Source organism: Kitasatospora sp. NRRL B-11411 (assembly GCF_000721345.1).
Classification (GTDB): domain Bacteria; phylum Actinomycetota; class Actinomycetes; order Streptomycetales; family Streptomycetaceae; genus Kitasatospora; species Kitasatospora cineracea.
In genome coordinates this window covers 29,704-53,862 of record NZ_JOGH01000038.1, presented here as the reverse complement: position 1 = coordinate 53,862, position 24,159 = coordinate 29,704, and the positions used below count along the sequence as shown (strand labels likewise).

25 protein-coding genes, 1 tRNA gene, 1 pseudogene and 1 riboswitch are annotated in these 24,159 nt (G+C 74.7%); of the genes and pseudogenes, 14 read left to right on the top strand and 13 right to left on the bottom strand.

The features are described from left to right. Nucleotides 1-298 precede the first annotated feature (298 nt). From IH44_RS0119125 to lysA, 4 genes are all read left to right on the top strand, one after another. Nucleotides 299-910 (top strand): DUF4190 domain-containing protein, encoded by a 612-nt coding sequence (locus IH44_RS0119125; protein WP_107066575.1) that lies wholly within the window; start codon nucleotides 299-301, stop codon nucleotides 908-910. Between the two features lie 1,137 nt (nucleotides 911-2,047). Then, nucleotides 2,048-2,254: a hypothetical protein gene (locus IH44_RS0119115; protein ID WP_030460828.1), complete on the top strand. Its 207-nt coding sequence runs from the start codon at nucleotides 2,048-2,050 to the stop codon at nucleotides 2,252-2,254. Nucleotides 2,255-2,286: 32 nt separating this feature from the next. After that, nucleotides 2,287-2,622, top strand: a complete 336-nt coding sequence (locus IH44_RS0119110) for an SAV_915 family protein (RefSeq protein WP_051817062.1) — start codon at nucleotides 2,287-2,289, stop codon at nucleotides 2,620-2,622. A 112-nt stretch (nucleotides 2,623-2,734) separates the two neighbouring features. Next, nucleotides 2,735-4,108, top strand: a complete 1,374-nt coding sequence (lysA, locus tag IH44_RS0119105) for a diaminopimelate decarboxylase (RefSeq protein WP_051817061.1) — start codon at nucleotides 2,735-2,737, stop codon at nucleotides 4,106-4,108. Nucleotides 4,109-4,308: 200 nt separating this feature from the next. Here the strand turns inward: lysA and IH44_RS0119100 are convergent, their stop codons facing one another. The 4 genes and pseudogenes from IH44_RS0119100 to IH44_RS48165 form a co-directional block, all read right to left on the bottom strand. Further along, nucleotides 4,309-4,470, bottom strand: coding sequence for a hypothetical protein (locus IH44_RS0119100; protein ID WP_157852389.1), 162 nt, complete (start codon nucleotides 4,468-4,470; stop codon nucleotides 4,309-4,311). 197 nt (nucleotides 4,471-4,667) lie between these two features. Continuing rightward, nucleotides 4,668-6,903 (bottom strand): annotated as a pseudogene (gene metE / locus IH44_RS41185) (5-methyltetrahydropteroyltriglutamate--homocysteine S-methyltransferase). Nucleotides 6,904-7,124: 221 nt separating this feature from the next. Further along, a riboswitch (cobalamin riboswitch) is annotated at nucleotides 7,125-7,363 on the bottom strand. A gap of 22 nt (nucleotides 7,364-7,385) precedes the next feature. Continuing rightward, complete coding sequence (cobF, locus tag IH44_RS0119090) at nucleotides 7,386-8,147, bottom strand: precorrin-6A synthase (deacetylating) (protein WP_030460824.1); 762 nt, start codon at nucleotides 8,145-8,147, stop codon at nucleotides 7,386-7,388. Between the two features lie 59 nt (nucleotides 8,148-8,206). Further along, nucleotides 8,207-8,461 carry a hypothetical protein gene (locus IH44_RS48165; RefSeq protein ID WP_030460823.1) on the bottom strand — a complete coding sequence of 85 codons (255 nt, stop codon included), beginning with the start codon at nucleotides 8,459-8,461 and terminating at the stop codon, nucleotides 8,207-8,209. Here IH44_RS48165 and IH44_RS49730 point away from each other — a divergent pair. After that, the gene (locus IH44_RS49730) at nucleotides 8,354-8,605 is read left to right on the top strand and encodes a MarR family winged helix-turn-helix transcriptional regulator (protein ID WP_369794972.1); all 252 of its coding nucleotides are present in this window, start codon (nucleotides 8,354-8,356) and stop codon (nucleotides 8,603-8,605) included. The two genes, IH44_RS48165 and IH44_RS49730, sit on opposite strands and share 108 nt — an antisense overlap. 32 nt (nucleotides 8,606-8,637) lie before the next feature. Here IH44_RS49730 and IH44_RS0119075 read toward each other — a convergent pair whose 3' ends face one another. Beyond that, entirely contained in the window at nucleotides 8,638-8,964 is a 327-nt protein-coding gene (locus tag IH44_RS0119075; protein WP_030460822.1) for a DUF1330 domain-containing protein, read from the bottom strand. 243 nt (nucleotides 8,965-9,207) lie between these two features. Between IH44_RS0119075 and IH44_RS0119070 the strand changes: the two genes are divergently transcribed. After that, a complete protein-coding gene (locus tag IH44_RS0119070) occupies nucleotides 9,208-9,906 on the top strand; it encodes a DUF3152 domain-containing protein (RefSeq protein WP_051817060.1) in 699 nt (232 codons plus the stop codon). 97 nt (nucleotides 9,907-10,003) lie between these two features. Further along, nucleotides 10,004-11,299: a M20 family metallopeptidase gene (locus IH44_RS0119065; RefSeq protein ID WP_030460820.1), complete on the top strand. Its 1,296-nt coding sequence runs from the start codon at nucleotides 10,004-10,006 to the stop codon at nucleotides 11,297-11,299. A gap of 21 nt (nucleotides 11,300-11,320) precedes the next feature. On the opposite strand, the gene IH44_RS0119060 is transcribed toward IH44_RS0119065, so the two are convergent. Beyond that, entirely contained in the window at nucleotides 11,321-12,127 is an 807-nt protein-coding gene (locus IH44_RS0119060; RefSeq protein WP_030460819.1) for an aminoglycoside phosphotransferase family protein, read from the bottom strand. Nucleotides 12,128-12,299: 172 nt separating this feature from the next. Between IH44_RS0119060 and IH44_RS0119055 the strand changes: the two genes are divergently transcribed. After that, nucleotides 12,300-12,560 (top strand): hypothetical protein, encoded by a 261-nt coding sequence (locus tag IH44_RS0119055; RefSeq protein ID WP_030460818.1) that lies wholly within the window; start codon nucleotides 12,300-12,302, stop codon nucleotides 12,558-12,560. Nucleotides 12,561-12,620: 60 nt separating this feature from the next. On the opposite strand, the gene IH44_RS0119050 is transcribed toward IH44_RS0119055, so the two are convergent. After that, the gene (locus IH44_RS0119050; RefSeq protein WP_030460817.1) at nucleotides 12,621-14,018 is read right to left on the bottom strand and encodes an NADP-dependent succinic semialdehyde dehydrogenase; all 1,398 of its coding nucleotides are present in this window, start codon (nucleotides 14,016-14,018) and stop codon (nucleotides 12,621-12,623) included. Between the two features lie 68 nt (nucleotides 14,019-14,086). Beyond that, nucleotides 14,087-14,157: transfer RNA gene (locus IH44_RS0119045), tRNA-Cys, on the bottom strand. Nucleotides 14,158-14,371: 214 nt separating this feature from the next. On the opposite strand from IH44_RS0119045, the gene IH44_RS0119040 reads away from it, so the two are divergent. Then, on the top strand, nucleotides 14,372-14,836 hold the full coding sequence (locus tag IH44_RS0119040; protein WP_081966979.1) for a helix-turn-helix transcriptional regulator: 465 nt from the start codon (nucleotides 14,372-14,374) through the stop codon (nucleotides 14,834-14,836). Between the two features lie 10 nt (nucleotides 14,837-14,846). After that, nucleotides 14,847-15,260, top strand: coding sequence for a VOC family protein (locus tag IH44_RS0119035; protein ID WP_030460815.1), 414 nt, complete (start codon nucleotides 14,847-14,849; stop codon nucleotides 15,258-15,260). Between the two features lie 129 nt (nucleotides 15,261-15,389). On the opposite strand, the gene sph is transcribed toward IH44_RS0119035, so the two are convergent. Then, nucleotides 15,390-16,370: a sphingomyelin phosphodiesterase gene (sph, locus tag IH44_RS0119030; protein WP_030460814.1), complete on the bottom strand. Its 981-nt coding sequence runs from the start codon at nucleotides 16,368-16,370 to the stop codon at nucleotides 15,390-15,392. 190 nt (nucleotides 16,371-16,560) lie between these two features. Here sph and IH44_RS0119025 point away from each other — a divergent pair, with 190 nt between their 5' ends. Continuing rightward, nucleotides 16,561-17,292: a Clp protease N-terminal domain-containing protein gene (locus IH44_RS0119025; protein ID WP_030460813.1), complete on the top strand. Its 732-nt coding sequence runs from the start codon at nucleotides 16,561-16,563 to the stop codon at nucleotides 17,290-17,292. 171 nt (nucleotides 17,293-17,463) lie between these two features. On the opposite strand, the gene IH44_RS0119020 is transcribed toward IH44_RS0119025, so the two are convergent. Then, on the bottom strand, nucleotides 17,464-18,174 hold the full coding sequence (locus tag IH44_RS0119020) for a type 1 glutamine amidotransferase domain-containing protein (protein WP_030460812.1): 711 nt from the start codon (nucleotides 18,172-18,174) through the stop codon (nucleotides 17,464-17,466). Between the two features lie 224 nt (nucleotides 18,175-18,398). Here IH44_RS0119020 and IH44_RS0119015 point away from each other — a divergent pair, with 224 nt between their 5' ends. After that, nucleotides 18,399-19,025 (top strand): GNAT family N-acetyltransferase, encoded by a 627-nt coding sequence (locus tag IH44_RS0119015; RefSeq protein WP_030460811.1) that lies wholly within the window; start codon nucleotides 18,399-18,401, stop codon nucleotides 19,023-19,025. A gap of 333 nt (nucleotides 19,026-19,358) precedes the next feature. Here IH44_RS0119015 and IH44_RS0119010 read toward each other — a convergent pair whose 3' ends face one another. Further along, nucleotides 19,359-19,730: a helix-turn-helix domain-containing protein gene (locus tag IH44_RS0119010; protein WP_232795007.1), complete on the bottom strand. Its 372-nt coding sequence runs from the start codon at nucleotides 19,728-19,730 to the stop codon at nucleotides 19,359-19,361. A gap of 102 nt (nucleotides 19,731-19,832) precedes the next feature. Here IH44_RS0119010 and IH44_RS0119005 point away from each other — a divergent pair, with 102 nt between their 5' ends. Then, a complete protein-coding gene (locus tag IH44_RS0119005; RefSeq protein WP_030460809.1) occupies nucleotides 19,833-20,594 on the top strand; it encodes a group II truncated hemoglobin in 762 nt (253 codons plus the stop codon). Here IH44_RS0119005 and IH44_RS0119000 read toward each other — a convergent pair. Beyond that, nucleotides 20,582-21,892, bottom strand: a complete 1,311-nt coding sequence (locus tag IH44_RS0119000) for a hypothetical protein (RefSeq protein ID WP_081966973.1) — start codon at nucleotides 21,890-21,892, stop codon at nucleotides 20,582-20,584. The two genes, IH44_RS0119005 and IH44_RS0119000, sit on opposite strands and share 13 nt — an antisense overlap. Nucleotides 21,893-22,286: 394 nt before the next feature. Here IH44_RS0119000 and IH44_RS0118995 point away from each other — a divergent pair, with 394 nt between their 5' ends. Then, nucleotides 22,287-22,931, top strand: coding sequence for a class I SAM-dependent methyltransferase (locus tag IH44_RS0118995; protein WP_030460807.1), 645 nt, complete (start codon nucleotides 22,287-22,289; stop codon nucleotides 22,929-22,931). Between the two features lie 72 nt (nucleotides 22,932-23,003). Here the strand turns inward: IH44_RS0118995 and IH44_RS0118990 are convergent, their stop codons facing one another. Further along, nucleotides 23,004-23,975: a hypothetical protein gene (locus IH44_RS0118990; protein ID WP_030460806.1), complete on the bottom strand. Its 972-nt coding sequence runs from the start codon at nucleotides 23,973-23,975 to the stop codon at nucleotides 23,004-23,006. Nucleotides 23,976-24,159 lie beyond the last annotated feature (184 nt).

Sequence of the window (24,159 nt, the reverse complement as noted above, 5' to 3'; positions counted from 1 at the left end):
CATCATGGTCCGCCGACTCACCCGCGGCCGCCCCGCCACCCGACCAGGCCCGCGACCGCTCTCACCCACCGAACCACGAGATCTCAAACGCGGTCTCAGCCCCAACGACTATGAACACCGACGCCACACGGCTAAGCTCGCGCTCGCCGCGTGACAACCAACCCCGTGTTCACCTACACGTGCGAAGGCCATCGGTTCGTTCGAGAACGACATGGCCGCAAACTTAGCCGACGCGCGACAGGATGGCGCTGGTGCTCAGAGCATGTAATCTCCGGCTTCTGTGCTTGAAGGGGTAGGAATGTCGCAGGCAAAGCCACGGGTGGTGTCCTGGGGAGCTGGGCGGGTCGAGGACGACGGGCCGCCGATGGGGACCAACCGGCTGGCGCTCTGGTCGGCGATATCCGGTGTGTTCGGGCTCGTGCCGTTCGCACTTGGGTTCGGCGTGTTCGGGCTGATGCAGACTCGGCGCAGTGGGCAGCCAGGGCGGGGGCTTGCCGTGTTGGGTCTGGTCACGTCGGTTCTGTGGACAGGGGTGCTGGTCAATGTGGTTGCCGCACCGGGCGTTGGGGTTGACCGCGATTCGACGGGACGAGTCTCCACGGCTCAGTACTCAAGCGTGTTCGACATGAGGAGCGGGGACTGCTTCACGTGGGCACCACTTGCGGCCGACGGGTCAGTGGAGATGGTCAGGTTGGTCCCGTGTGCCCAGGGACATGACGCTCAGGTCTACGGCGCACCCAGCCTTGCGATGATGGCGGACAGTCTGATCGAGGCCGCAGCCGAGGACGCCTGCGCTGATGCACGGGCCGGGCGCGAACTGCCAGCCGGGGTGAGGCTTGGCCTCATCTACCCGGACCGCACCTCTTTCGCCAAGTACGATCGGCGGGTTGTCTGCTACACGAGCTCCTGACTACGGCGATGGGCCGGCGTGTTGGGGAAGCCACCCCAGGCCGGCTACCGCTGCGCCTACCTGACCGACTGGACGGTAGTGAAGGCCCGCTGGGGCCTGAGCGCCGATCAGGTCGAAGCGGATGCGCTGCACCGCTTGGCCGCCGCCTGCCCTGCCGAGCCTCTGATCGTCACCCCGGCCCCTGACCGCCCGGGCCGGGCAGGGGCCGGTCACAGGTTCAGGTCGATGCACTCGGCGATGTAGGCGCCGTCGTCGAGCCGGGTGCCGGTGGCGAGGTGGCGCGATCCGGCGGCGGAGAACTCCTGGCCGGAGACCAAGGTGGTCAAGCCGATGTGGCGGGCAGCACGGCCCATGAGCAGGATGACGCGGCGGCGGGCCGGGGCGGCGGGGTCGGCTTCGGGCAGCGGATCACGGAGTCCTCCTCGGGGCCAGGCCGAGCGCGCCCCGGCCTCCCAGCCCTGATGCTCGGGACCCGGCACTCGACAGGGAAGCAACGCCGAGCGCCTCTTGAGCCCGCCGTCGGTCCGGGAGCGGGCCCGGGTGCGGTGCGGAGGAGAATCGGTGGTGACGTGTGCCGCGAACCATTGCCTACCGCACGCGCCGTTAGACGACCCGTCAGGGCTGCCGCGATAGCCAGGTGATGGGCACGGTGGCGTGCAGCAGGCGCACCGTGGCCCTGGGGGTGAGGGTGCCGGGGCCGGCGCTCCTGCGCTTCGACGTGCGAGCCCATGACGGCGGTGCGGTCGCGGAGGAGGCCGGAGTGCTCGGCGGCGTCGGCGGTGATGGGGGAGGCGGCGACGAACAGCCGCCTCCCCGGCGGCCACGGCGTACGCCTTGCCGGCGCCCGGTGCGACGCCGAAGCGGACGTGCAGTGTGCCGGTGCCGACCGTTCGAGGCGCCCGGGGGTCCCGGTCGGCCGACCCGGGCCGACCGGGATCCCGTACCGCCCTGCCGCGGGGGCGCCGCTGCCCGCAGGACGCGGCGGGCAGCCCGGCAGACGTCAACGTCGTGTCAAGGCCGCCCCGGTGCGCGTAGGCCACGCGTCAAGGACCGCTCCGACCGGCGGCCGAAGGGGCTCCACTGGGAGGGAGGGCAGGAACACCCAGCTCCTCGCCTCGACCGGAAGGAACCGGGACCATGACGGACACCCAACTCGTCACCGCAGTGGCCGCGGAGCGCGGCCGGCCCGCCCCGCCTGACGGCGCGACGTTCCGACAGCTGCTGAGCGGAACAGTATTCGGCCCCGGCACGGCAGAGGGCACCGACGGCCGCCCCGGTGACGCCCGGGAAGACGACCGCCGGACCACCGCGCACTGCCGGCACGCCATGCACTACGTGGACTGACCGGACACCGGACGATCCCCGTGGAGCGTGTGATGCCCATCGAAGACGAAGCACCCGAGGACCCCCGCGAACGCTCCCTGCGGCACGTGCCGGTGCGCACCGCGGGTCCGGCCCAGGTCCTGCGCCTGTTCCGGGACCGTGACGGCACCCGCTGCGCGGTCGCGTTCAGCACCGCGGAAGCCCTGCACGCCGTGCTCGGCCCCGACCAGGAGTGCGCCGAGGTCACCGGGCCCGCCCTGCGCGCACTCACCGAGCCGCTCGGTGTCCACCGCGTGATCACCGACCCCGCCCTGGTCGCGGCGCCGGTCGCCGGCACTCCGGTGCCCGCGGCGGTGGGCACCGAGCGGGAACTGGCACCCCAGCGGTGACCCGCCGGCAGGACGAACCGGATCCGCTCGGGGCCCGCCCGGCCCGGTCCCGCCGCGTTCCGTCACCGACCGACCAGCCGTCGAGCCCCGTCCCCGACAGGAGCCCCGCACCGTGACCACGTTTCCCGTCCCCGCCGTCGGCCGTCCCTCCGCGGCGCCCCACCGGCCCGCCCGCCTCACCGACGGGCCGCCGCTCGGCAGCCCGTGGCCCGCCTCCGCCAGGCCCGGGCGCGACGGCGGCCTGCAGATCGCCGGGGTCGACGTGGCGCAGGCCGCGGACCGCTTCGGCACCCCGCTCTACGTCCTCGACGAGGGCGAGGTCCGCAGCAGGGCGCGCGCCTACCGCCGCGCACTGCCGACGGCCGAGGTGTTCTACGCCGCCAAGGCGTTCCTGTGCAGCGCGATGGCCGACTGGATCGCCGACGAGGGCCTCGGGCTGGACGTCTGCTCGGCCGGGGAGCTCCGTCTCGCCACCGGCGCGGGCTTCCCGCCCGAACGGATCCTGCTGCACGGCAACGCCAAGACCCCGGACGAACTGCGCCTCGCCCGACGGCTTCGGGTCGGCCGGATCGTCATCGACAACCTCGCGGAAATCCCCCGACTCGCTGCCCCCACCGCCGCGGACACCCCGCAGCGCGTCCTGGTCCGCGTCGTCCCCGGCATCGCGGCCGGGCACCACAGCGCCGTGCGGACCGGCGTGGACGGCCAGAAGTTCGGCTTCCCGCTCACCGGGGGCGACGCCGCCGGGGCGATCGCCCGCGTGCTGGCCCAGCCCGCACTCCGGCTGACCGGCCTGCACTGCCACCTCGGCTCGCAGATCACCGACACCGAGCCCTACCTGACCGCGGTGGACCGCCTGGTCGGCCTCCTGGCAGAGGTCCGCGACCGCCACGGCGTCGAACTGCCCGAACTCGACCTCGGCGGCGGGCACGGCATCCGCTACCTCCCCGACGACCCGGAGCTCGACCCCGCCCGCCTCGCCGCCGCGACCACCGCCCGCCTCCGGGCCCGCTGCGCCGAGCACGGCCTCGCCGTCCCGCGGCTGATGGTCGAGCCGGGCCGGGCGATCGCCGCACCCGCCGCGGTCGCCGTCTACCGGGTCCTGTCGGTGAAGCACTCGGCCGGCCGGACCCACGCCGCCGTCGACGGCGGGATGAGCGACAACCCGCGCCCCGCCCTGTACGGATCCCCCTACACCGTGCGGATGTTCGGCCGGATCGGCGCCCGGGCGACCCGGCCGGTCGACGTCGTCGGCCGCCACTGCGAGGCCGGCGACGTCCTGGTCCGCGACGCCCAACTGCCCGCCGACCTCCGCCCGGGCGACCTGCTCGCCGTCCCGTCCGCAGGGGCGTACCAGCTCTCGATGGCCTCCGGCTACAACCTGGTCGGCCGCCCGGCGGTCGCGGCCGTCCGCGACGGGCGGATCCGCCTGCTGATCCGCCGCGAGACCGTCGACGACCTGCGCGCCCGGGAGGTCGGCCGCTGAACCGCACCCCGGCCGACCGGTCCGCGGGCCCGACCGCCCCCCCGGTCCGGTCGGGGCGGCCGCGACGAGCGTCGCGAGCAGGACGACGGCCGACCGGAGCGGTGTCGAGTACGCCGCCCTGTCGGCCGTGCACCACGAGCGAAAGCCACCCGTGCCACCCGCGTCACCACTGTCAACGTCGGTGACACCGTCGCGCTGCACTACGGCAGCTGACGAGATGTCAGGGGACCGCCGCAGCGCAGGTTCCAGCGCCCGGCGCGCCCGCTGAGCGAGGTGACGGTGAGCGGGGCGACGTCCAGCCGCCAGAACGCGGTGGCCGGCTCGGACGGCGCCTCCGCCAAGGCGTGCTGCAGGGCGCGCACCCGGGCGCTGCATGCGCCAACCTGGCGCCGGTTCGCGAGCGGGGACTCGGACTCCCGCTCGGGGAGCACGACCAGCACCTCCTCGCCGACCCGGATCCGCCGCGCCCCGCCCCGTCCGGCGATCGGCCGCCCCCTCGATCGCTCCGGCCGGTCCGGGCGGGCAGGCGGTGTGCCCGCCCGCCCGGACCGGTACCTCGTCAGTCGATCCGCCGGTTCTGCAGTTCCGCGCGCAGGGTGCGGGCGGCCGTGACCAGGCTGTCGATCGAAGCCCGGGTCTCGGGCCAGCCGCGGGTCTTCAGGCCGCAGTCCGGGTTGACCCACAGGCGCTCGGCGGGGATCGCCGCCAGTCCGGCCCGCAGCAGGCGCAGCGCCTCCTCGGGGGAGGGCACGCGCGGGGAGTGGATGTCCCACACGCCCGGGCCGACCTCGGCGAGGTAGCCCGCCTCGGCGAGCTCGCGGGCCACCTGCATGTGCGAGCGGGCGGCCTCCAGCGAGATCACGTCCGCGTCCAACTCCTCGATGGCACGCAGGATGTCGCCGAACTCGGCGTAGCACATGTGGGTGTGCACCTGGGTGTCGGCGCGCACCCCGCAGGTGGCGAGCCGGAATGCGTCGGTAGCCCAGTCCAGGTAGGCGGGCCACCCGGCGCAGCGGCAGGGTCTCGCGCAGCGCGGGCTCGTCGACCTGGATGACGGCGGCGCCGGCGGCCTCCAGGTCGGTGACCTCGTCGCGCAGGGCGAGGGCGACCTGCCGGGCGGTGTCGGCGAGCGGCTGGTCGTCGCGGACGAACGACCAGGCCAGCATGGTGACGGGACCGGTCAGCATGCCCTTGACCGGGCGGTCGGTGAGGCCTTGCGCGTAGCGGTACCAGTCGACGGTCATCGGCTGCGGACGGGAGATGTCGCCCGCCAGCACCGGCGGCCGCACGTAGCGGGTACCGTAGGACTGCACCCAGCCGTGCCGGGTGGCGAGGTAGCCGGTGAGCTGTTCGGCGAAGTACTGCACCATGTCGTTGCGTTCGGGTTCGCCGTGCACCAGCACGTCCAGCCCGGCCCGCTCCTGGTAGGCGATCACCTCGCGGACCTCGGCCTCCATCCGCTTGCGGTAGTCGGCCGCGTCGATCCGCCTGGCGTTCAACTCGGCGCGGGCGGTGCGTAGTTCGGTGGTCTGCGGGAAGGAGCCGATGGTGGTGGTGGGCAGCGGCGGCAGCTGGAGCCGGGCGCGCTGGGCTTCGGCGCGGACGGCGTAGGGGGCATCGCGGCGAAGGTCGGCCTCGGTGACGGCCGCGGCGCGGGCCCGGACGGCCGGGTCGCGGGTGATCGGGGAGGCGGTACGGGAGGCCAGGTCGGCGCGGTTGGCGGCGAGTTGGGCGGTGACGGCGCCGGTGCCGTCGCGCAGGGCGCGGGCCAGCAGCGCCACTTCGGCGGCCTTCTGCCGGGCGAAGGCCAGCCAGCGACCGATTTGCGGGTCCAACTCCCTTTCGGCGGCCGTGTCGAGCGGGACGTGCAGCAGCGAGCAGGAGGGGGCGACGTCCACCGTGTCGGCCAAGCCCAGCAGGGTGCCCAGGGTGGCGAGCGACTTCTCCAGGTCGTTGATCCACACGTTGCGGCCGTCGACCACGCCCGCGACCAGCCGCTTGCCGGGCAGGCCGCCGACGGCCGCCAGGTCGGTCAGGTTGCCCGCCGCCGGTCCGGTGAAGTCCAGCGCCAGGCCCTCGACCGGGGCCTTGGCCAGGGTGATCAACGCCTCGCCGAGCCGGTCGAAGTACGAGGCCACCAGCAGCTTCGGGCGGTCGGTCAGCGCACCGAGGTCCCGGTAGGTGCGGGCGGCGGCGTTCAGTTCGGCCGGGCTGCGGTCCTGCACCAGCGCGGGTTCGTCGAGCTGCACCCACTCGGCGCCCGCCGCCCGCAGGTCGGCCAGCAGCTCCGCGTACACCGGCAGCAGCCGGTCCAGCAGGGCCAGCGGCTCGAAGCCGGACGGTGCGTCGGGTGCGGGCTTGGCAAGCAGCAGGTAGGTGACCGGGCCGAGCAGCACCGGGCGCGCCCGGTAGCCCTGGCCGAGCGCCTCGCGCAGCTCGCCGACCTGCTTGGCAGAGTCGGCGGCGAAGACCGTGTCCGGCCCCAATTCGGGCACCAGGTAGTGGTAGTTGGTGTCGAACCACTTGGTCATCTCCAGCGGCGGCGCCTGCTGGGTGCCGCGCGCCATCGCGAAGTAGCCGGCCAGCGGGTCGGCCGCGTACACGTCCCGGTGCCGGGGCGGGACGGCGCCGACGGCGACGGTGGTGTCCAGCACGTGGTCGTACAACGAGAAGTCACCGGTGGGGACTTCGGTGATCCCGGCCCCGGCCAGCTGCCGCCAGTTGGCGCAGCGCAGTTCGGCGGCGGTGGAGCGCAGCGCGTCGGCGGTGACGGTGCCCTTCCAGTAGCCCTCGATCGCCTTCTTCAGTTCCCGGTTCCCGCCCTGGCGGGGGTATCCGTGGACGGTCGCCGCGGCGACGGACGTCGTAGTCAAGGGGACTCTCCTCGCGAGCCTTGATCCTGGAACCGGTGCACAGGAGGGCGCGCGGGGGTGGCGAGACCGGGCGGAGGCCGGTGCGGCCCGCCTGGTGTCCGTGCCGACCCGCCCTCGAGGTCACCGGCTACCGGACGCGAACGGGTCGCACCCGGGCAACGGGCAGGTCTTCGGACTCGCGGGCACACCCGGGGAGTTGACGCCTCCCGGGCACCTACTGGCCGTCGCTTCCCAAGCCCTCCCGGGCCCAGTGCGTATGACGGCGGTCGTTCCCGCTCACCGCTGCGGGGCAGTCCCGGACTGGCCAGTCAAGGCGTCACCGGGTTCCCTCTTACGACGCCCCGCCTGGCGGACGGGGCGAACCAGTCGCGTCGCCAGTCTAGAACGGGCCGGGCGGGAGCCGGTCAGCCGTCGGTGCGGCGCAACAGGTAGCTGTCCATGATCCAGCCCTTGCGCTCGCGCGCCTCCTCCCGCAACTCGACGATCCGGTCGGCGAGTTCGGCCAGCGGACCGGCGACCAGGATCTCGTCCCCGGTGCCCAGGTAGGCGCCGTAGTGGATGTGCACGCCCGCGGGGTCGATCTCCGCGAACGCGGCCTGCCCGTCCAGCATCACCACCGCGTCCTCCGCGCCGGGCCCGAAACCCTCGGCCGCCAGCCGCCGCCCGGTGGTGATCCGCACCGGCCGCGCGGTGCGGGTCAGCGTGGTGCGGTGCCGGGCCGCCAGCACGGAGACGCTGCTGATGCCGGGGACGACCGTGTACGCGAACTCCGTCCGGCCGCGCGCCAGGATCCGGTCCAGCACGGCACTCACGCTGTCGTACAGCGCCGGGTCGCCCCACACCAGCAGCGCGCCCGTCCCGCCGTCCGGCACCTCCTCGGCCACCGCCCGCTCCACCAGGTCCGCCCGCCGCTCCCGCCACTCCTCCACCGCCTGGGCGTACGCCGCCGCGGTGCGGTCCCGGGCCGGGTCGACCAGCTCGACCACCCGGTGTCCGGGGCGGCCGTGCTCGGCGATCATGTCCCGCCGCAGCCGCATCAGGTCCTGCCGCTCGGCGGGCTTGTCCAGCAGCAGGAACACGTCGGTGCGGCCGAACGCCTTGACCGCCTCCAGGGTGAGGTGGTCGGGGTCGCCCGCGCCGATGCCGATGACGAGAAGAGTGCGCATACCCGCGATTCTGCCTTCCGCCGCCGCCCGCCCCCGCACCGCGCCCGCCGCAGGGTGGATCAGGGCGCGGAGATGCCAGGCCGGGCGCCCGCGCCGAACGCCCAGCCCTCCACCTCGCCCGGCGCCGGCCCGCCCGTCCCGGCCGCCTGCAGGTCTTCAACGCCGAACGCGGCAGCCGACCGGCCTTCGAACGCGGCACCGGCTTCCTGCTGGCCCGCCTGAGCTCCCTCACCGCCCGCTCCTGGACGACCTTCCTCGGCGAGCACCGGCTGACCCAGGGTCAGTACGCCGTCCTGGTCGCCCTGGACCGGCACGGCGACACGGTCCAGCGGCGCTTGGCCGAACTCGTCGCCATGGACGCCCGCAACATCGTGGCCGTCCTCGACCAGCTGGTGGACCGGCAGCTGGTGGAACGCCGCCCCGACACCGACGCCGGCTCCGATACCGGCTCCAGGTAGGGCGGCGGCCGAGGGCGCCGCCGGAGCCGGGGTCAGTGCTTGAGCGAGTCCGCGCCGCGGTAGCCGGACGGGACGCCCTCGATGAGGACGATGTCGGCGACCATGTGCCGGGTGCGCAGCGGCAGGATCTCCCGGTAGGCGGGCGAGTCCCACCAGGCGCGGGCCTGCGCGTAGTCGGGGAACTCGATGACGATCGTGCCGCTCTGGCCCCAACTGCCCTCCACCGTCTCGGACTTGCCGCCGTGGACGATGAACCGTCCGCCGAAGGGGTCCAGGGTGGCGTCGATGCGCTCGAGGTACTCGACGATGTCGGGGCCGAACTCCACCGAGTGGACCTGGGCCAGTGCGTAGGCGGTCATCTGCTGCTCCCGTGGGGTGTCGTGGGGTGTTCCGGCTGACGTCTTCGACGGTAGGCGGCGAGGGCGGGCGGCCGAATCAGTCACGTATCGGCAGACCCGCGCGGCCGCACCGGTCGTACCAGCGCCCCCGCTCGCGTCCGTCCCTGTTGATCATCTGTTGATCGGCGGCTGGCAGAGTGGGGCCCGGACCGGAACCCGTCCGGTGACCGCCGTCAGCACACGTCAGAAAGCCGCTGCTCCACGATGCTCCGACACCTCAAGCCGAAACCGGCGCTCGCCGTCCTGCTCGCCCTGGCGGTGGTCGCCGCCCTGGCCGTCTGGCACCCGTGGCGGCGCCCGGCCGCACCGGCGGCGTCCGCGCCGATGGCGTTCACCACGGCGGGCGGCGGCACGGAGCCCGCCGGTACCGGGGGGAAGGCGTACCGGTACAAGGTGCGGGCGGAGGACGGGCTGGCCGAGCGGCCCGAGCAGTTCGCGGCCGAGGTGGACGCGGTGCTCGCCGACGTCCGCCGCGGCTGGTCCGCCGACGGCACCCGCACCTTCCAGCGGGTCGCTGCGGATCCGGTCGACTTCACCGTCTACCTGGCCACGCCCGCCTCCACCGACCGGATCTGCGGCCAGTACGGCCTGGACACCGGCGGCGAGGTCAACTGCGGCGCGGGCCACCAGGTCGTGATCAACGTCAAGCGGTGGACCGACCTCACCGAGTCCTACCGCGGCCGCCCCGAGGAGTACCACGCGCTGGCGGTCAACCACGAGGTCGGCCACGTCCTCGGCTTCGGCCACGTCGACTGCCCCGGCCCCGGCCTGCCCGCCCCCGTGATGCAGCAGCAGATCTTCGGCCTGCACGGCTGCCTGCCCAACGCCTGGCCCTTCTCCGACACCGGCACCCTCCTCACCGGCCCGCCCGTCCCCACGCCCCCGCCGACGCAGCAGCCCTGACCGGGCCCACCAGGCGCGCTGACGCCCCGTCGGGGCGGGGGCGTCGTACGCTCGATGCCGGAGAAAGCAGGGGGGACACCGAGACCGGAGGACGCCCGTGGACGCGACGACCCTGTACGCCGAGCTGGACCGCCGCAGTGCGGACGTCGCCGAGCAGGTGACCGCCTGGCGCCGCCACCTGCACCAGCACCCCGAACTGTCCAACCGCGAACGGGCCACGGCCGCGCTGATCGCCGAGCACCTGCGGGCGCTCGGCCTGGACGAGGTGCGCACCGGCATCGCCGGGCACGGCGTGGTCGGGGTGCTGCGCGGCGGGCGGCCCGGCGAGCGGGTGGTGGCGTTGCGGGCCGACACCGACGCGCTGCCGGTGGCCGACCTGTGCGGCACCGGCTTCGCCTCCTCGGCCGTCGACCACGACTACCCCGGCGGCCCGTTCCCGGTCTCGCACGCCTGCGGCCACGACGGGCACACCGCGATGCTGCTCGGCGCCGCCACCGTCCTCGCCGGGGTGCGCGGACAACTGCCCGGCACCGTGCTGTTCGTGTTCCAGCCGGCCGAGGAGGGCCCGCCCGTCACCGAGACCGGCGGGGCCCGGCAGATGCTCGCCGAGGGCGCCCTCGCCGACCCCGAACCCACCATGGTCTTCGGCCTGCACCTCACCCCGCACCCCAAGGGCCACGTCGGCTACCGGGTCGGCAACCAGTACGCCGCGTCCTGCCTGGTCAAGATCACCGTGACCGGCCGCCAGGTGCACGGCTCCACCCCCTGGCAGGGCGTCGACCCGATGCCGCCCGCCGCCGCGATCGTCACCGGCATCGGCCAGCTCTACCGCCAGCTCGACGCCTACCACCCCGTCACCGTCACCATCGGCCACCTCGAGGACATCGGCCGCTTCAACATCATCGGCGAGCACGTCACCCTCTGGGGCACCGTCCGCTGCGCCGTCGAGAGCGACATGGCCGACGTCCAGCGGCGCCTGACCCGCCTCGCCGAACACACCGCCGAGGCCCACGGCTGCACCGCCACCGTCGAACACCTCCAGGACGTCCCCGCCGTCCACAACCGCCGGGAGTGGCTGGACGCCGCCCTGCCCACGCTGCGCCGGGTGGTCGGCGAGGACCGGGTCCTGGAGACCGGCGCGACCCTCGGCTACGACGACGTCTCCGAGTTCGTCAACGCCCACGGCGGCCTGTACCTCATGCTCGGCGCCCAGGACACCGAACTCGACCCCGCCGGGAACCCCGCCCCCACCCCCGGCGGCCGCGGCCTCGTCCCCAACCACAACCCGCACTTCTACCTCGACGACGACACCCTCCCCACCGGCGTCCGCCTGCACGCCCACCTCGCCGTCGACCACCTCACCGGCCGCCTGCTCCCGGCGGAGCCCCGGTGAAGTCCCGGTGACCCTCCCCGCTCACCCGCGCAACGCCCGTTCCAGCAGCGGGCGTTGGTCGGCCAGCCAGGATTGCAGCCGGTCCCAGCGGGTCCAGCCGCCGTACGCGGCGAAGTAGGAGACGAACGCGGGGTCCCCGGCGGCGATCCGGCGGGCGACGAAGGTGCGGCAGACGGCGGTGGCCTGTTCGAGGGTGGTGGGGAGGGCCAGGCGGTCGGCGGGGGAGAGGCCGTAGGCGGCGGCGAACAGGCGCAGGCGGTGCGGGAGTTCGAGGTGGGCGCGGGCGGATTCGGCGGCGGTGGCCGGGTCGAGCACCGGAACCCAGTAGCGGGCGGTCAGGGCGACGTCCCAGAGCGGGCGGCCGGGGGCGGCGAAGTCGAAGTCGATCAGGGCGGCGGCCCGGCCGGAGCGGAACACCACGTTCTCCGGGCAGACGTCGTTGTGGCAGAGCAGCGGGCCGCCCTCCGGGTCGGCGAAGTCGGCCGGCCAGGGCGCCGCCGGGTCGAACGGGGTGCGGGCGCTCGCCGCGTGCCAGCGCCGCAGCAGGCGGGCCACCGAGACCAGGGCGTCCTTGCTCAGCGCCCAGGCCGGGTAGGGCGGCAGGGCGACGTCCCCGGGCAGGAACTCCAGCCGCTCCCGTCCGTCCGCGATCGGGCCCGCCGGCAGCGGTGCGCCGGGGAAGCCGCCCGCCCGGAGGCCGGTCAGGAAGGCGTGCAGGGCTCCGGCGTGCGCGGGGGCGGGCCGTTCCACGGTGCCGCCGTGCCGCCGCACCGCGCCCGCGTTGGCCAGGCCGCCCGCCAGCAGCTCCCCCGACTCTCCGTCGTCCACGGTCGGTTCCTCCTCGGGGCAGGGCGGGGCGGGGCGGCGCAGGGCAGGGCGGTGGGGGGGCAGGGCAGCGCAGGGCGGTGCGGCTGCGAGGGTACTCGGGCTGCCGGGGGCGCCGACCGGCGGGATACGCGGGATACTCGAACTGACGCCGAACTCCGCGGAGGTGAGAGCGATGCCCGCGACCGCTGCCGGAACGCCCCGGCCCAATCCGGTCCGCCGACTGGCCGCCTGGCTGACCGCCAAGCACAACTCCTCGCTGGTCTTCCTGCTCGCCCTGTCACTGGGCCTGGGCCTGGTCGCCCCGCAGGTGGGCCAACTCTGGTTGCTGATCGTGTTCTCGGTGGTGTGGGGCGTCACCATCGTCGCGTTCGTCACCCAGTTCGCCGGCCGCCACGAGCACGCCCACCCGCACGCCCACCCGCACCACGCCTGAGCCGGCGGCACCGGCCGCTCCCGGGCCCGGCGCCCTCCCGCGCCGGGCCCCCGCGCTGCCTCAGCTGCCGGACCACACTGTGGTGATGTTGCAGAACTCGCGGATGCCGTGACCGGACAGCTCCCGTCCGTAGCCGGAGCGCCGCACCCCGCCGAACGGGAACGCCGGGTGCGAGGCGGTCATCCCGTTGAAGAAGACCCCGCCCGCCCGCAGGTCGCGCACGCACCGCTCGCGGTCCGCGTCGTCCCGGGTCCAGACGTTCGAACTCAGGCCGAACGGCGAGTCGTTGGCGACCGCGACGGCCTCGTCCAGGTCGCCGACCCGGTACACGGTGGCGACCGGGCCGAACGCCTCCTCGCGGTGGATCCGCATCCGGGGGGTGACCCCGGTCAGCACCGTCGGCAGGTAGTACCAGCCGCCCGCCAGCGCCGGGTCGTCCGGGCGGCCGCCGCCGCAGGCCACCGACGCGCCGAGCGCGACCGCGTCCGCGACCAGTTCCTCCAGGTCGGTGCGGCCCTGCTCGGTGGCCAGCGGGCCGACCTCGGTGCCGTCGGCCGTCGGGTCGCCGACCGTCAGCGCCCGCATCCGCGCGGTGAACGCGGACAGGAACTCCTCGTACACGTCCGTGTGCACGATGAAGCGCTTCGCGGCGATGCAGGACTGCCCGTTGTTCTGCACCCGCGCGGTCACCGCCCGCTCCGCCGCGGCCGGCACGTCCGCCGAGGGCAGCACCAGGAACGGGTCGCTGCCGCCCAGTTCCAGCACCGTCTTCTTGATCTCGTCGCCCGCGACCGCCGCCACCGAGCGGCCCGCGCCCTCGCTGCCGGTCAGCGTCACCGCCACGACCCGCTCGTCCCGGATCACCGCCTCCACCTGGGACGAGGAGATCAGCAGGGTCTGGAAGCAGCCCTGCGGGAACCCGGCGCGGGCGAACAGCTCCTCCAGCGCGAGCGCCGTGCGCGGCACGTTCGAGGCGTGCTTCAGCAGGCCCACGTTGCCCGCCATCAGGGCGGGCGCGGCGAACCGCACCACCTGCCAGAACGGGAAGTTCCACGGCATCACCGCCAGCACCGGCCCCAGCGGCCGGTAGCGGACGTACGCCGACACGCCGCCCGAGTCCGCCACGTCCGCGTCCGCCGGGTGCTCGTCGGCGAGCAGCGCCTCCGCCCGGTCCGCGTACCAGCGCATCGCCTTCGCGCACTTCGCGGCCTCGGCCCGGGCCTGGGCCAGCGGCTTGCCCATCTCCAGGGTCATCGTCCGGGCGACCTTGTCGTTCGCCTGCTCCAGCAGCTCCGCCGCCCGATGCATCAGCTCGGCGCGGTGCGCGAACGTGGTCAGCCGCCAGGACTCGAACGCCGACTGGGCCCGGGCCAGCCGGCGCTCCACACCGGCCTCGTCCAGCGGATCGAAGACCTCGACGGTACGGCCGTCGGCCGGATTGACAGTGGCGATGGCCATCGGGCCATTCCTTCCTCGACTGCCGCCCGGCCAACCGGGCGGGGGCGGACACATCGAGGGGAGCGAGGAGGTGGAGACAGGAATCGAACCCATGTACGCGGCCCTGCAAGCCGCTGCCTCGCCTCTCGGCCACTCCACCGGGCTCCCTCGCGTGACTCACAAGCTAGCAGCGGAGGGCACGCGGACGGGTGCCCGACCCACCCGGAACTCACCCGAATGCTGCGGTGCGCGAGAAATGTGACGAATGGTCAGGAGATGATCGAATCATCCTCTGCCGATCGTCGGACCGGGCGACTACCCTGGGCGCCGTGCAGATCGACGACCTCAAGCGCCTCCGCAGGGCCCGCGACACCATGGACCGCGACTACGCCGAACCCCTGGACGTCACGGCCCTCGCCAAGGTCGCCCTGATGTCCGTCGGCCACTTCCAGCGCAGCTTCCGCGCCGCGTACGGCGAGACCCCGTACAGCTACCTGATGACGCGGCGGATCGAGCGGGCCAAGACGCTGCTGCGCCGGGGCGACCTGTCCGTCACCGAGGTGTGCATGGCCGTCGGCTGTACCTCGCTGGGCTCGTTCAGCACCCGGTTCACCGAACTCGTCGGCGAGAGCCCCAGCGCGTACCGGGCCCGCGACCACAGCGCCGCCGAGCACATCACCGCGTGCGTGGCGATGTACCTGACCAGGCCGATCCGCGGCACCGACACCGGGCGGCCGCGGCAGGAGGATCCGGGGCCGGAGGCGCAGCCGGAGCCGGGTCCGGAGCCGGAGGCGCAGCCGGTCAGGAACGGAGAAGCACCGGCCGCGGCGGATCGGTAGCGTCGGGGGCATGGACATCAAGCTCTCGCAGTGCTTCATCGCCGTCGACGACCACGAGGCCGCGCTCGGCTTCTACCGGGACGCGCTCGGGCTGGAGGTGCGCAACGACGTCGGCTTCGAGGGGATGCGCTGGGTCACCCTCGGCTCGACCGCCCAGCCCGACGTCGAGGTCGTGCTGGAGCCCCCGGTCGCCGACCCGGGCGCCACCGACGCCGACCGGCAGGCCGCCGCCGAACTGCTCGCCAAGGGCCTGCTGCGGGCCGTCAACTTCCGCACCGCCGACTGCGACGCCACCTTCGAGAAGGTCCGCGCCACCGGGGCCGACGTGCTCCAGGAGCCGATGGACCAGCCCTACGGCGTCCGCGACTGCGCCTTCCGCGACCCGGCCGGCAACATGGTCCGCTTCGCCCAGCCCAGCCGGTAGGCCCCGGCCCGGCCGGCAGGCCCTTGCGGGCCCGGTGGGCCCTTGCCGGGCAGGTGTGCCCTGGTCGGGCCGGCGGACGCCGCTCGCGGGACGACCCCGCGGGCGGCGTCCGCCGACTCCGGCGCCGGATCAGCCCGCGAGCAGCGGGTAGTGGTCCGACAGGTCGGTGTACGTGTACGAGCTGCCCCAGCTGCTCACCGTCCACGGCGCGGAGTGGAAGCGGTGCACGGTGTTGGTGTACTGCTGCGGGCGGGCGTGGTCGGCCCGGTACAGCACGTAGTCCAGGTCCTCCTTCGGCTCGCCGGGGTAGCGGTAGGCGGCGATCGAGTTGTCGACGGTGTCGAAGGAGTTCGCCCAGCCGGTGCGGGTGCTGGCCGGGGCGAGGTTGCCGTTGGCCAGCAGCGCCGGGTACTCGCCGCCGTGCGAGTCGATGTTGAGGTCGCCGGCCAGCACGATCGGCTCGTCCGCCGGGATCTGCTTGGCGTCCAGGAAGGCCCGCATCGCGCGCAGCTGCCTGCCCCGGACGTCCGCGGCCTGGCCGCTGGCGCAGCCGGAGTCGGTGGACTGCAGGTGGGTGCCCACCACGTGGGTGCGCTGCCCGTTCACGTTGATCTGCGCGTAGACGAACCCCTTGTTGGACCACCAGTCCGAGCCGCAGGCGTCCTTGAACACGTACTGCTCCTTGCGCAGGATCGGCCACTTGCTCAGCAGCAGCACCCCGCCGTCCTCCGGGGTGGTGCTGCTGTAGCTGCCGGACGTCGCGTCCCAGCCGGAGGTGGAGCGGCCCACCACCGGCGTGCGGTACGGGTAGGCGCCGGCCGCCTTCGCCGCCAGCGCGTCCGAGACCGTGTTGTCGAACGCCTCCTGGAGGACCACCACGTCGTGGCCCTGGAAGAAGTCCGCGCCGGCGATCGCCTGGGCGCGCTGGGCCTGGCCCCAGTTCGGGTAGAGCGAGGTGCTCATCAGGAAGGTGTTGTAGCTGAGCACGTCCAGCGGGGCGACGGTGGCGGGCGCGGTCTCGGCGTGCGCGGCGGTGGCCTGAGTGGTCGTCAGCAGGGCGGCCGCGGCGGCGAGTACGGCGGCGGTGCGGGCGGCGCGAAGGGCGGGCATGGAGGCTCCGGTGGGTGAGGGCCGGTCGATGTTGTGCAGTCAACTCGGGCCGCCGTGACGCGGACAAGACAGCGGGCGGCGGGCGGGTGAACTCGGCCGAAACACCACCTACCGGCGGGTAGGAACCGGCCGCGCCGGGCACTGTCAACGGAAGGTTGACACCCCCTGACTGTCAACCTAAGGTTGCCTCATGGCAGACACCTCCGGAGCGAAGCCCTCCATCCGGCTCGACGACCTGATCGAGGGCATCAAGAAGTCGTACCCCGAAGCGCTCGACCAGCTGTCCAACGCGGTCCTGGTCGCCGACCACCTCGGCGACGTGGCCGACCACCTGATCGGCCACTTCGTCGACCAGGCCCGCCGCTCCGGCGCGTCCTGGACCGACATCGGCCGCAGCATGGGCGTCACCCGCCAGGCCGCCCAGAAGCGCTTCGTCCCCAAGGACCCCGGCGAGGTCACCGGGACCGACACCGCGCAGGGCTTCAACCGGTTCACCCCGCGGGCCCGCAACGTGGTGATGGCCGCCCACCAGGCCGCCAAGGACGCCCACAACGACGAGGTCCGCACCGAGCACCTGGTGCTCGGCCTGCTCGCCGAACCCGAGGGCCTCGCCGCCGCCTACCTGGTCACCAGCGGCGTCCCGCTCGACACCGTCCGGGAGGCCGCGCTGGCCGCGCTCCCGCCCGCCGTCGATGACGCCCCCGAACTCGTCCCCTACGACGCCGGGGCCAAGAAGGCCCTCGAACTCACCATGCGCGAGGCCCTCCGCCTCGGCCACAACTACGTCGGCACCGAGCACCTGCTGCTCGCCCTCCTCGAACACGAGGCGGGCACCGGCATCCTCACCTCGCTCGGCCTCGACAAGGCCGCCGCCGAGGCCGAGTTCCTCGCCATCCTCGCCCAACTGACCAACGAGTCCTGACGGTTCGACCCGCACACCCCGCGAGCGGCGGGGCCGCCCTGGGACGGGAGCGGCCCCGCCGCTCACGGCTGCCCGGCGACGGCCGGACGAAACACGGCTACCGGACGAAACACGGCTACCGGGCGAAACGCGGGGGCAGGGCGAAACGCGGCGGCCGGGGGAGCGGCGCGGCTACCGGGCGAGCGCGGCGAGCAGCTGGGTGGCCAGGCGGGCCGAGGAGGCCGGGTTCTGGCCGGTGTGCAGGTTGCGGTCGGCGGTGGTGAACGGCAGCAGCGGCAGGCGGCCCTTGACGTAGTGGGCGCCCTCGGCACGCAGCCGGTCCTCCAGCAGCCAGGCGGCCTTGCGGCCGAAACTGTTCAGCTTCTCCTCGGTGTTGGACAGCGCGGTCATCCGGTAGCCGGTGAACGGCCAGGACCCGCCCTCGTCGCGGGCGGCCAGCAGCGCGGCCGGGGCGTGGCAGAGCAGCCCGAGCGGGCGGCCGGAGCGCAGCACCCGGGTCAGCAGCGCGCCGGAGACCGGGTCCTGCGCGAGGTCCTCCATCGGGCCGTGGCCGCCGGGGTAGAAGACGGTGCCGAAGTCGTCCGGGTCGACGGCGTCCAGCGCGACCGGGCGGGCCAGCTCGGCCCGGATCGAGCCGAGGTACGCGGAGACCTCGCGCAGCGTGCGGGGCAGCCCGGCGGTGCGGGACATGCTGAGCCGGTCCAGCGTCGGCGGCCGTCCGCCCGGCGTGGCCAGCGTGACCTGCCAGCCCGCCGCGGTGAACTCCCGGTGCGGGACGGCGAGTTCCTCGCCCCAGTAGCCGGACGGGTGCCGGGTACCGTCGCGCAGCGTCCAGTGGTCGGCGGCGGAGACGACGAAGAGGGCGCGGCCGGGTGCTGCCATGTCCGGAACTCCAGGGGTGCGAGGGGGCTTGCCGGGTCGAAGCTACGGCCGGGCGGGACGGGTACGGACGACGGCGCGCCGGGCGCGGACCCGGGCGGGTTGGCGGAGCTGTGCCCGGCGCGGCCGGATTCCGCCCCTCGAAACCCCGTTGACGACCCGTCGGCCCAGCCGGTTCGCTGCTGCCGGGAGCGATCCCGCGCACCCGGACGGAGAACGGAGCAGGCATGGCGTACCGACTGCAGGGCCCGGTGCTGGAGGGGCGGCTGGTCCGGCTGGAGCCGCTGGAGCAGCGGCACGCCGCGGGACTGGCGCGGGCGGCGGCGGAGAGCCGGGACAGCTACGGGTTCACCTGGGTGCCGAGCACGGAGGAGAGCGCCGCCGAGTACGTCGCCACCCAGCAGGGGCGGGCCGCCGCCGGTCGGCTCGCCCCGTACGCGCAGGTCTCGCGGGCCACCGGCCGGGTCGTCGGCGCCACCGCGTTCTGGGACCCGCGGACCCTGCCGGACACCGGCGTGCTGTACGCCGTCGAGATCGGCTTCACCTGGCTCGCCGCCTCCGCGCAGGGCACCGGGATCAACGCCGAGGCCAAGCTGCTGCTGTTCCAGCACGCCTTCGAGCAGTGGCGGGTCAGCCGGGTCGACCTCAAGACCGATGCCCGCAACGCGCGCTCCCGGGCCGCGATCGCCGCGGTCGGCGCCCGCTTCGAGGGCGTGCTGCGCAAGTCGGGACGCTCCTGGGCGCCCGGGGAGGACGGCAGGCCGCGGGACGCCGCGGTCTTCTCGATCGTCGACGACGAGTGGCCGCAGGCCAAGGCCGCCCTCCAGGAGCGCGTCGCCCGCTACGGGACGTGACGCCACGGGACGGGACGCCACGGGACGGGACGCCACGGGACGGGACGCCGGGGGAGTGGCGGGCGCGGCGTCACTTCCCGTGCGGGGGCGGCGGGTTGGCCGGGCCGGGCGGTGGCGGGGGCGCGCCGCCCATGCCGGTCGGCTTCCCGGACGGAGCTTTCTGCGGTGCCACGGTTCCCCTCCTCGGTGCGCCCGGCGGCGGAGCGGGCCGCCGCCGGCAGGTGCGGTCAACGGCTGGATTCCCTCCGGGCGCCGGGCTATGCGACCGCACATCCGTCCAGCTCCACCGCTGCGGGCCGATGATCCGATCATCGGCCCGCAGCGCGGGTGCGCTCATCCCTCGGACGGGCTCCCGCCCGGCGGTCCGATCAGCGCACCGGTGCGCTCGGCCCGCCCCACGCCCCACGCGTACAGCGCCTCCAGCACCGGCACCAGGCTCTCGCCCTCCTCGGTCAGCCGGTACTCGACCGACGGCGGGACGGCCCCGTCCGAGTGCCGGGCGACCAGGCCCGCCGCCTCCAGCCCGCGCAGCCGCTGGACCAGCACCTTCTCGCTGACCCCGGGGATCCGGCGGCGCAGCGCCCCGTACCGGTGCACCCCCTCCTTCAGGTGGGCCAGCACCACCACCGCCCACTTGCCGCCGATCACGCTCAGCGACAACTCCACCGCGCAGTTGTACCGCTGACCGTCCGTCAGTTTTCCCACCTGGCTCCCCGCCGGTTCCGCCACCGTTCAGCTCCCCCGTTCGGCTACTTACCGTGAAGTGCGTTCTTGTCCCGGGACGCGCCCTGCGGTTGGGTTCCGATCATGACGGTCGAATACATCCGCTACCGGATCGACGGGGCGCGCGCCGCCGCGTTCGAAGCAGCCTACGCCCGCGCCGCCGAGCCGCTGGCCCGAGCCGAGCAGTGCCTGGACTTCGAACTGAGCCGGTGCACCGAAGCCCCGGACCACTACGTCCTGCGGATCCGCTGGACCTCCACCGAGGAGCACCTCGAGGGCTTCCGCAAGGGCGAGCACTTCGCCGCGTTCTTCGCCGAGATCAAGCCGTACGTCGCGGACATCCAGGAGATGCGCCACTACGAACCGACCGCGGTGGCCGGCCGGGGCGGCGCCCACCCCACCCTGTACGACTGGGCCGGCGGCGCCGAAGCCCTGGAACGCTGGTTCACCCGTTTCTACGAGCACGTCGACGCCGACCCGCTGCTCGCCCCGCTCTTCGCCGACAAGCACCCCGACCACGCCCGCCACGTCGCCGCCTGGCTCGGCGAGGTCTTCGGCGGCCCCCGCACCTACAGCACCCGGTACGGCGGCCACCGCGGGATGGCGACCCACCACCTCGGCCGCGGCATCGACGAGGCCCGGCGCCGGCGCTGGGTCGCCCTCCTGACGGACACCGCGGACGAGGTCGGCCTCCCGGCCGACCCCGAGTTCCGCGCCGTCCTCGCCTACTACCTCGAGTGGGGCACCCGGATGGCCGTCCTCTACTCCGGCCCCACCCCGCCGCCCGTCCTCGAAGCCCCCGTCCCCCGCTGGGACTGGGGCCTCACCCCGCCCTACCGCGGCTGACCGGCCGCCGTCGCCGTCGCTGCTGTCGTCGTCGGAGCCGTCGGAGTCGTCGCCCACTGGTGCGCGGTGCCCTGGTGCAGGGCCGCGTAGACGCGGTCGCGCAGGGCGTTGGCCTCGGCGTCGGTGAGGGTGCGGTGCAGGTCGCGCAGGACGACCTTGAGCAGCAGGTTGTGCTGGTCGGGGCGGGCGCCGAGGCGGGCCAGGGCCTGCGGGGGCAGGTCGCGGCAGGGGGTGGCGGCGAGGACCTCGACCGTCTCCACCCGGTCGGCGTCCGCGCCGAGCGCGTCCCGGACGCGGTCGCCGAGGTCCTCGGCGAGGTCGGCGCCGTCCACCGCGACGGACAGGTCGCGGCGGACCGCGGGCAGCGCGGAGACCGGCCGGTACGGGGCGAGGTCGGTGAGCTGGGCGGCGACGGCCGGGTCGGCGGAGCGCAGCAGGCGGATGTCGGGAATGCCCTTGCGCAGCATCAGCACCCGGTCCAGGCCCAGGCCGAGGGCCAGCCCGCTCCACTCCGGCCCCAGCCCGGCCCCGGCCAGCACCCGCGGGTGGGCCAGCCCGCACTCGGCGACCTCCACCCACTCCTCCTCGTCCGCGCCGCCGTTCCCGCCGCCGTTCCCGCCGCCGTTCCCGCCGGCGTCCCCCTCGCCGTTCCCGCCCGCCGCGACGTCCAGCTGACGCCCCGCCAGGGTGTACGGGTGGACCCGCTCCTCGGTGCGGTACGCCGCCCCCGGCAGCAGCGCCCCGGCCAGCGCGGCGATCATCCCGGTCAGGTCGTCCGGCCCGGCCGGGAGCGGACGGCGGGTCAGGTACCACAGGTCCAGCTGGTGCGGGGTGCCGCTGTGCAGCCGGTCGATGCTGTCGCGCCGGTAGACCAGGCCGGGGCAGACCAGCAGCACCGACTCCGGCGCGGCACCGGCCGCGGCCCGCGCGGCGAGCGCCCGCAGCGCGCCCGGGACCAGCGCGCTGGAGTGGCTGCGCAGCATCCGCCGGTCGTCGACGTACCGGGTGTAGCGGGCGTCCCGGGTGATGTCGTCGGCACGGTAGTTGAGGTGGTCGTAGTTGTCGGCGACGGTCACCGCCCGCTCGCCCCGGTGCACCAGCACCTCGCACCCCCAGCGCCCGGCCAGCGCCCGCGCCGCGCGGTCGACCAGCAGTTGCAGGGCGTGCGGCCCGGCGGCCGGGTCGGTCAGGTCGCGGACGGCGAGGTCGCGGGCGAGCTGCTCCGCGGACAGGTGGCGGACGGAGCCGCGGGTGGCGGTGCGGTCGGGAGCGGCAGTGCGGTCAGGGGTGGTGGACATGGCGGCCTCCGGGCCTGGTCGGAAGAGGGCAACGAGGGGGGAACACCACACCCCCCGGCCCCTGGGCACGACCCGCCACCGGGGGCCGACCCGCTCCGCCGGAGCCTCGCTACCGGCGCGACGGAACCCGCCCCCTGCGGCACCCATCGGGAGCCGGGGGGCCGGTAAATCGGCGAGAGTTCGCAACGACGGCCATGCCCGGAGTCTAGGCACCCCACCCGGCCCGCCCGCAACGCATTTACCGCCCCGGTCCACCGCCCCGCCCGGAACCCCGGCCCCGGCTAGGCTGAGCGCTTCCCCGGCGCCGGACGACACCGGCCGCCGGACGGGACCGGGCAGCGGGCGACGGACAGCAGGCAGCAGGCAGCAGGCAACGGACAGCGGGAGGCGCGGGATGGGGACGGACCACGGGGTCGGACTGGCGTACGACGGGGTGGCGGAGCTGTACGCCAACCTGTTCCGGGGCGAACTCGCCACCCAGGACGTCGAGTTGACGCAGATCCGGCGGCTGGTCGAGGCGCCCGCGGTGGCCGGGCGCGGGCTGCCGGTGGGCGACCTCGGCTGCGGGCCGGGGGAGGCGACGGAGCTGCTGGCCGGCCTGGGCGTGCGCGCGTTCGGGCTGGACCTGTCGGCCGGGATGCTGGCGCAGGCCCGGCTGGCGCACCCCGGCCGGCCGTTCCTGCGTGGCTCGCTGCGCGCGCTCCCGCTCGCCGACGGCAGCCTCGGCGCGGTGCTCGCCCGCTACTCGCTGATCCACCTCCCGCCCGCCGAACTCCCGTCCGTGCTGGCCGAGTTGCACCGGGTGCTGGCCCCGGGCGGGCTGCTGCTGACCGGGTTCTTCGCCGCCGACCCGGAGCTCGGCGACCGCGACCTGCCCGTCCCGTTCGACCACAAGGTGTCCACCGCCCACCGCTGGCCGGTGGACACCCTGGCCGGGCTGTTCCGCGCGGCCGGCTTCACCGAGACCGCCCGCACCCGGCGCGCCCCCGGCCCCGGCGAGCGCTTCCCGCAGGCCACCCTGCTGCTCACCCGCCCCTGAACCGGGGCCCGCCCCCGGGCCGTAGCCGCGCCCCCGAACCGTGCCCGCAACCCCGTCCGCCCGTCCGCCCGTTCAGTCCGCCCAGCCCCGCCGGTGCGCCTGCCAGCCGAGTTGGATCCGGGTGTCGGCGCGGGCCAGTGACATCAACCGGCTGATCCGGCGCTGCACGGTGCGCAGTCCGAGGCTGAGCTGCTTGGCGACGGCCGGGTCGGTGGCGCCGGAGAGCAGCAGGGCGAGGATGCGCCGGTCGGTCTCGTCGGGCTCCCCGGCCGGGACGGGGCCGACGGCCAGGTCGGGGCCGGTGCGGCCGAGCGGGTGCGCCCACTCCCAGGTCTGTTCGAACAGCACGGTGAGGACGGTGACCAGGGCGGGGGCCCGGATCACCAGCGCCACCGGGTCGGTGGTGGAGGCGGTGAGCGGGACGAGGGCCAGCGAGCGGTCCGCGACGATCAGCTTGGTCGGCACGTTCTCCACCACCCGGACCTGCTGCTGCCGGTCCAGCGCCTCGAACAGCGGCCGGGCCGCGCCGGGTTCGTCCAGCGAGCGGCGCTCCAGCACCACCCGGTAGGTGACGCCGCGGGCCACCGCCGCGGTCTCCGCGCCGGTCTCGTCGGCGGCCACCACCTGGTGGCGCCCGGTCACCAGGGCCAGCAGTTCGCGCTCCGCGCCCGCCTGGAGCTGGGTGACCCGGTGGCTGATCGCGGCCCGCCCGGCCACCACCTCGATCAGGTCCCGGTGGGCCCGGTCGTTCCCGGCGGCCGCGCTGCGGTACGCCTCGGTGAGCTGGGAGGCGGTCAACTCGGCCTCCTGGAGGGCGTGTCGCTGCCCGGTGAGCAGCGCCTCCAGGGCGACGGCCGGGGGAGCGGCGGTGAAGCGCCGGTCGGCGTCGGGGGCGACCAGGCCGCTGGCCTGGAGGAGTTCGAGCGCGCCGGTGGGCAGCGGGCCGCAGCGGGCGGCCAGTTCGGCCCGGGTCGCCGGGCCGTGGGCCACCAGGTGGGTGTAGACCCGCTCGGCGTGCTCGTCCAGACCTATCGCCGCCAGCACCCGCACTCCGTTCGCCGTACCGAGAACCACCCCTGCCCGGCCGCGCCCCCCCCACCGCCCCTCCCGGTGCCCGCGGTGCCCCGCCGGCCGGGCCCGAACCCCCGTCAGGGGCCCGTCCCGCACCGTCGGTTCGCACCGGACGCACCCGGTGGCGGGTTGCCGCCGGGCGGTGATCCGCCAGCGC

Excerpts from the sequence above, each read along its gene's own strand:
- IH44_RS0119075 (WP_030460822.1), bottom strand. The coding sequence starts at position 8,964 with ATGACCGCCTACGCACTGGCCCAGGTCCACTCGGTGGAGTTCGGCCCC.
- IH44_RS0118995 (WP_030460807.1), top strand. The coding sequence starts at position 22,287 with ATGGGGACGGACCACGGGGTCGGACTGGCGTACGACGGGGTGGCGGAG.
- IH44_RS0119115 (WP_030460828.1), top strand. The coding sequence starts at position 2,048 with ATGACGGACACCCAACTCGTCACCGCAGTGGCCGCGGAGCGCGGCCGG.
- IH44_RS0119005 (WP_030460809.1), top strand. The coding sequence starts at position 19,833 with ATGACGGTCGAATACATCCGCTACCGGATCGACGGGGCGCGCGCCGCC.
- IH44_RS0119025 (WP_030460813.1), top strand. The coding sequence starts at position 16,561 with ATGGCAGACACCTCCGGAGCGAAGCCCTCCATCCGGCTCGACGACCTG.
- cobF (WP_030460824.1), bottom strand. The coding sequence starts at position 8,147 with ATGCGCACTCTTCTCGTCATCGGCATCGGCGCGGGCGACCCCGACCAC.
- IH44_RS0119020 (WP_030460812.1), bottom strand. The coding sequence starts at position 18,174 with ATGGCAGCACCCGGCCGCGCCCTCTTCGTCGTCTCCGCCGCCGACCAC.
- sph (WP_030460814.1), bottom strand. The coding sequence starts at position 16,370 with ATGCCCGCCCTTCGCGCCGCCCGCACCGCCGCCGTACTCGCCGCCGCG.
- IH44_RS0119035 (WP_030460815.1), top strand. The coding sequence starts at position 14,847 with ATGGACATCAAGCTCTCGCAGTGCTTCATCGCCGTCGACGACCACGAG.
- IH44_RS0119040 (WP_081966979.1), top strand. The coding sequence starts at position 14,372 with ATGGACCGCGACTACGCCGAACCCCTGGACGTCACGGCCCTCGCCAAG.
- IH44_RS0119000 (WP_081966973.1), bottom strand. The coding sequence starts at position 21,892 with ATGTCCACCACCCCTGACCGCACTGCCGCTCCCGACCGCACCGCCACC.
- IH44_RS0119110 (WP_051817062.1), top strand. The coding sequence starts at position 2,287 with ATGCCCATCGAAGACGAAGCACCCGAGGACCCCCGCGAACGCTCCCTG.
- IH44_RS0119015 (WP_030460811.1), top strand. The coding sequence starts at position 18,399 with ATGGCGTACCGACTGCAGGGCCCGGTGCTGGAGGGGCGGCTGGTCCGG.
- IH44_RS0119070 (WP_051817060.1), top strand. The coding sequence starts at position 9,208 with ATGCTCCGACACCTCAAGCCGAAACCGGCGCTCGCCGTCCTGCTCGCC.
- IH44_RS0119125 (WP_107066575.1), top strand. The coding sequence starts at position 299 with ATGTCGCAGGCAAAGCCACGGGTGGTGTCCTGGGGAGCTGGGCGGGTC.
- IH44_RS0119050 (WP_030460817.1), bottom strand. The coding sequence starts at position 14,018 with ATGGCCATCGCCACTGTCAATCCGGCCGACGGCCGTACCGTCGAGGTC.
- IH44_RS0119055 (WP_030460818.1), top strand. The coding sequence starts at position 12,300 with ATGCCCGCGACCGCTGCCGGAACGCCCCGGCCCAATCCGGTCCGCCGA.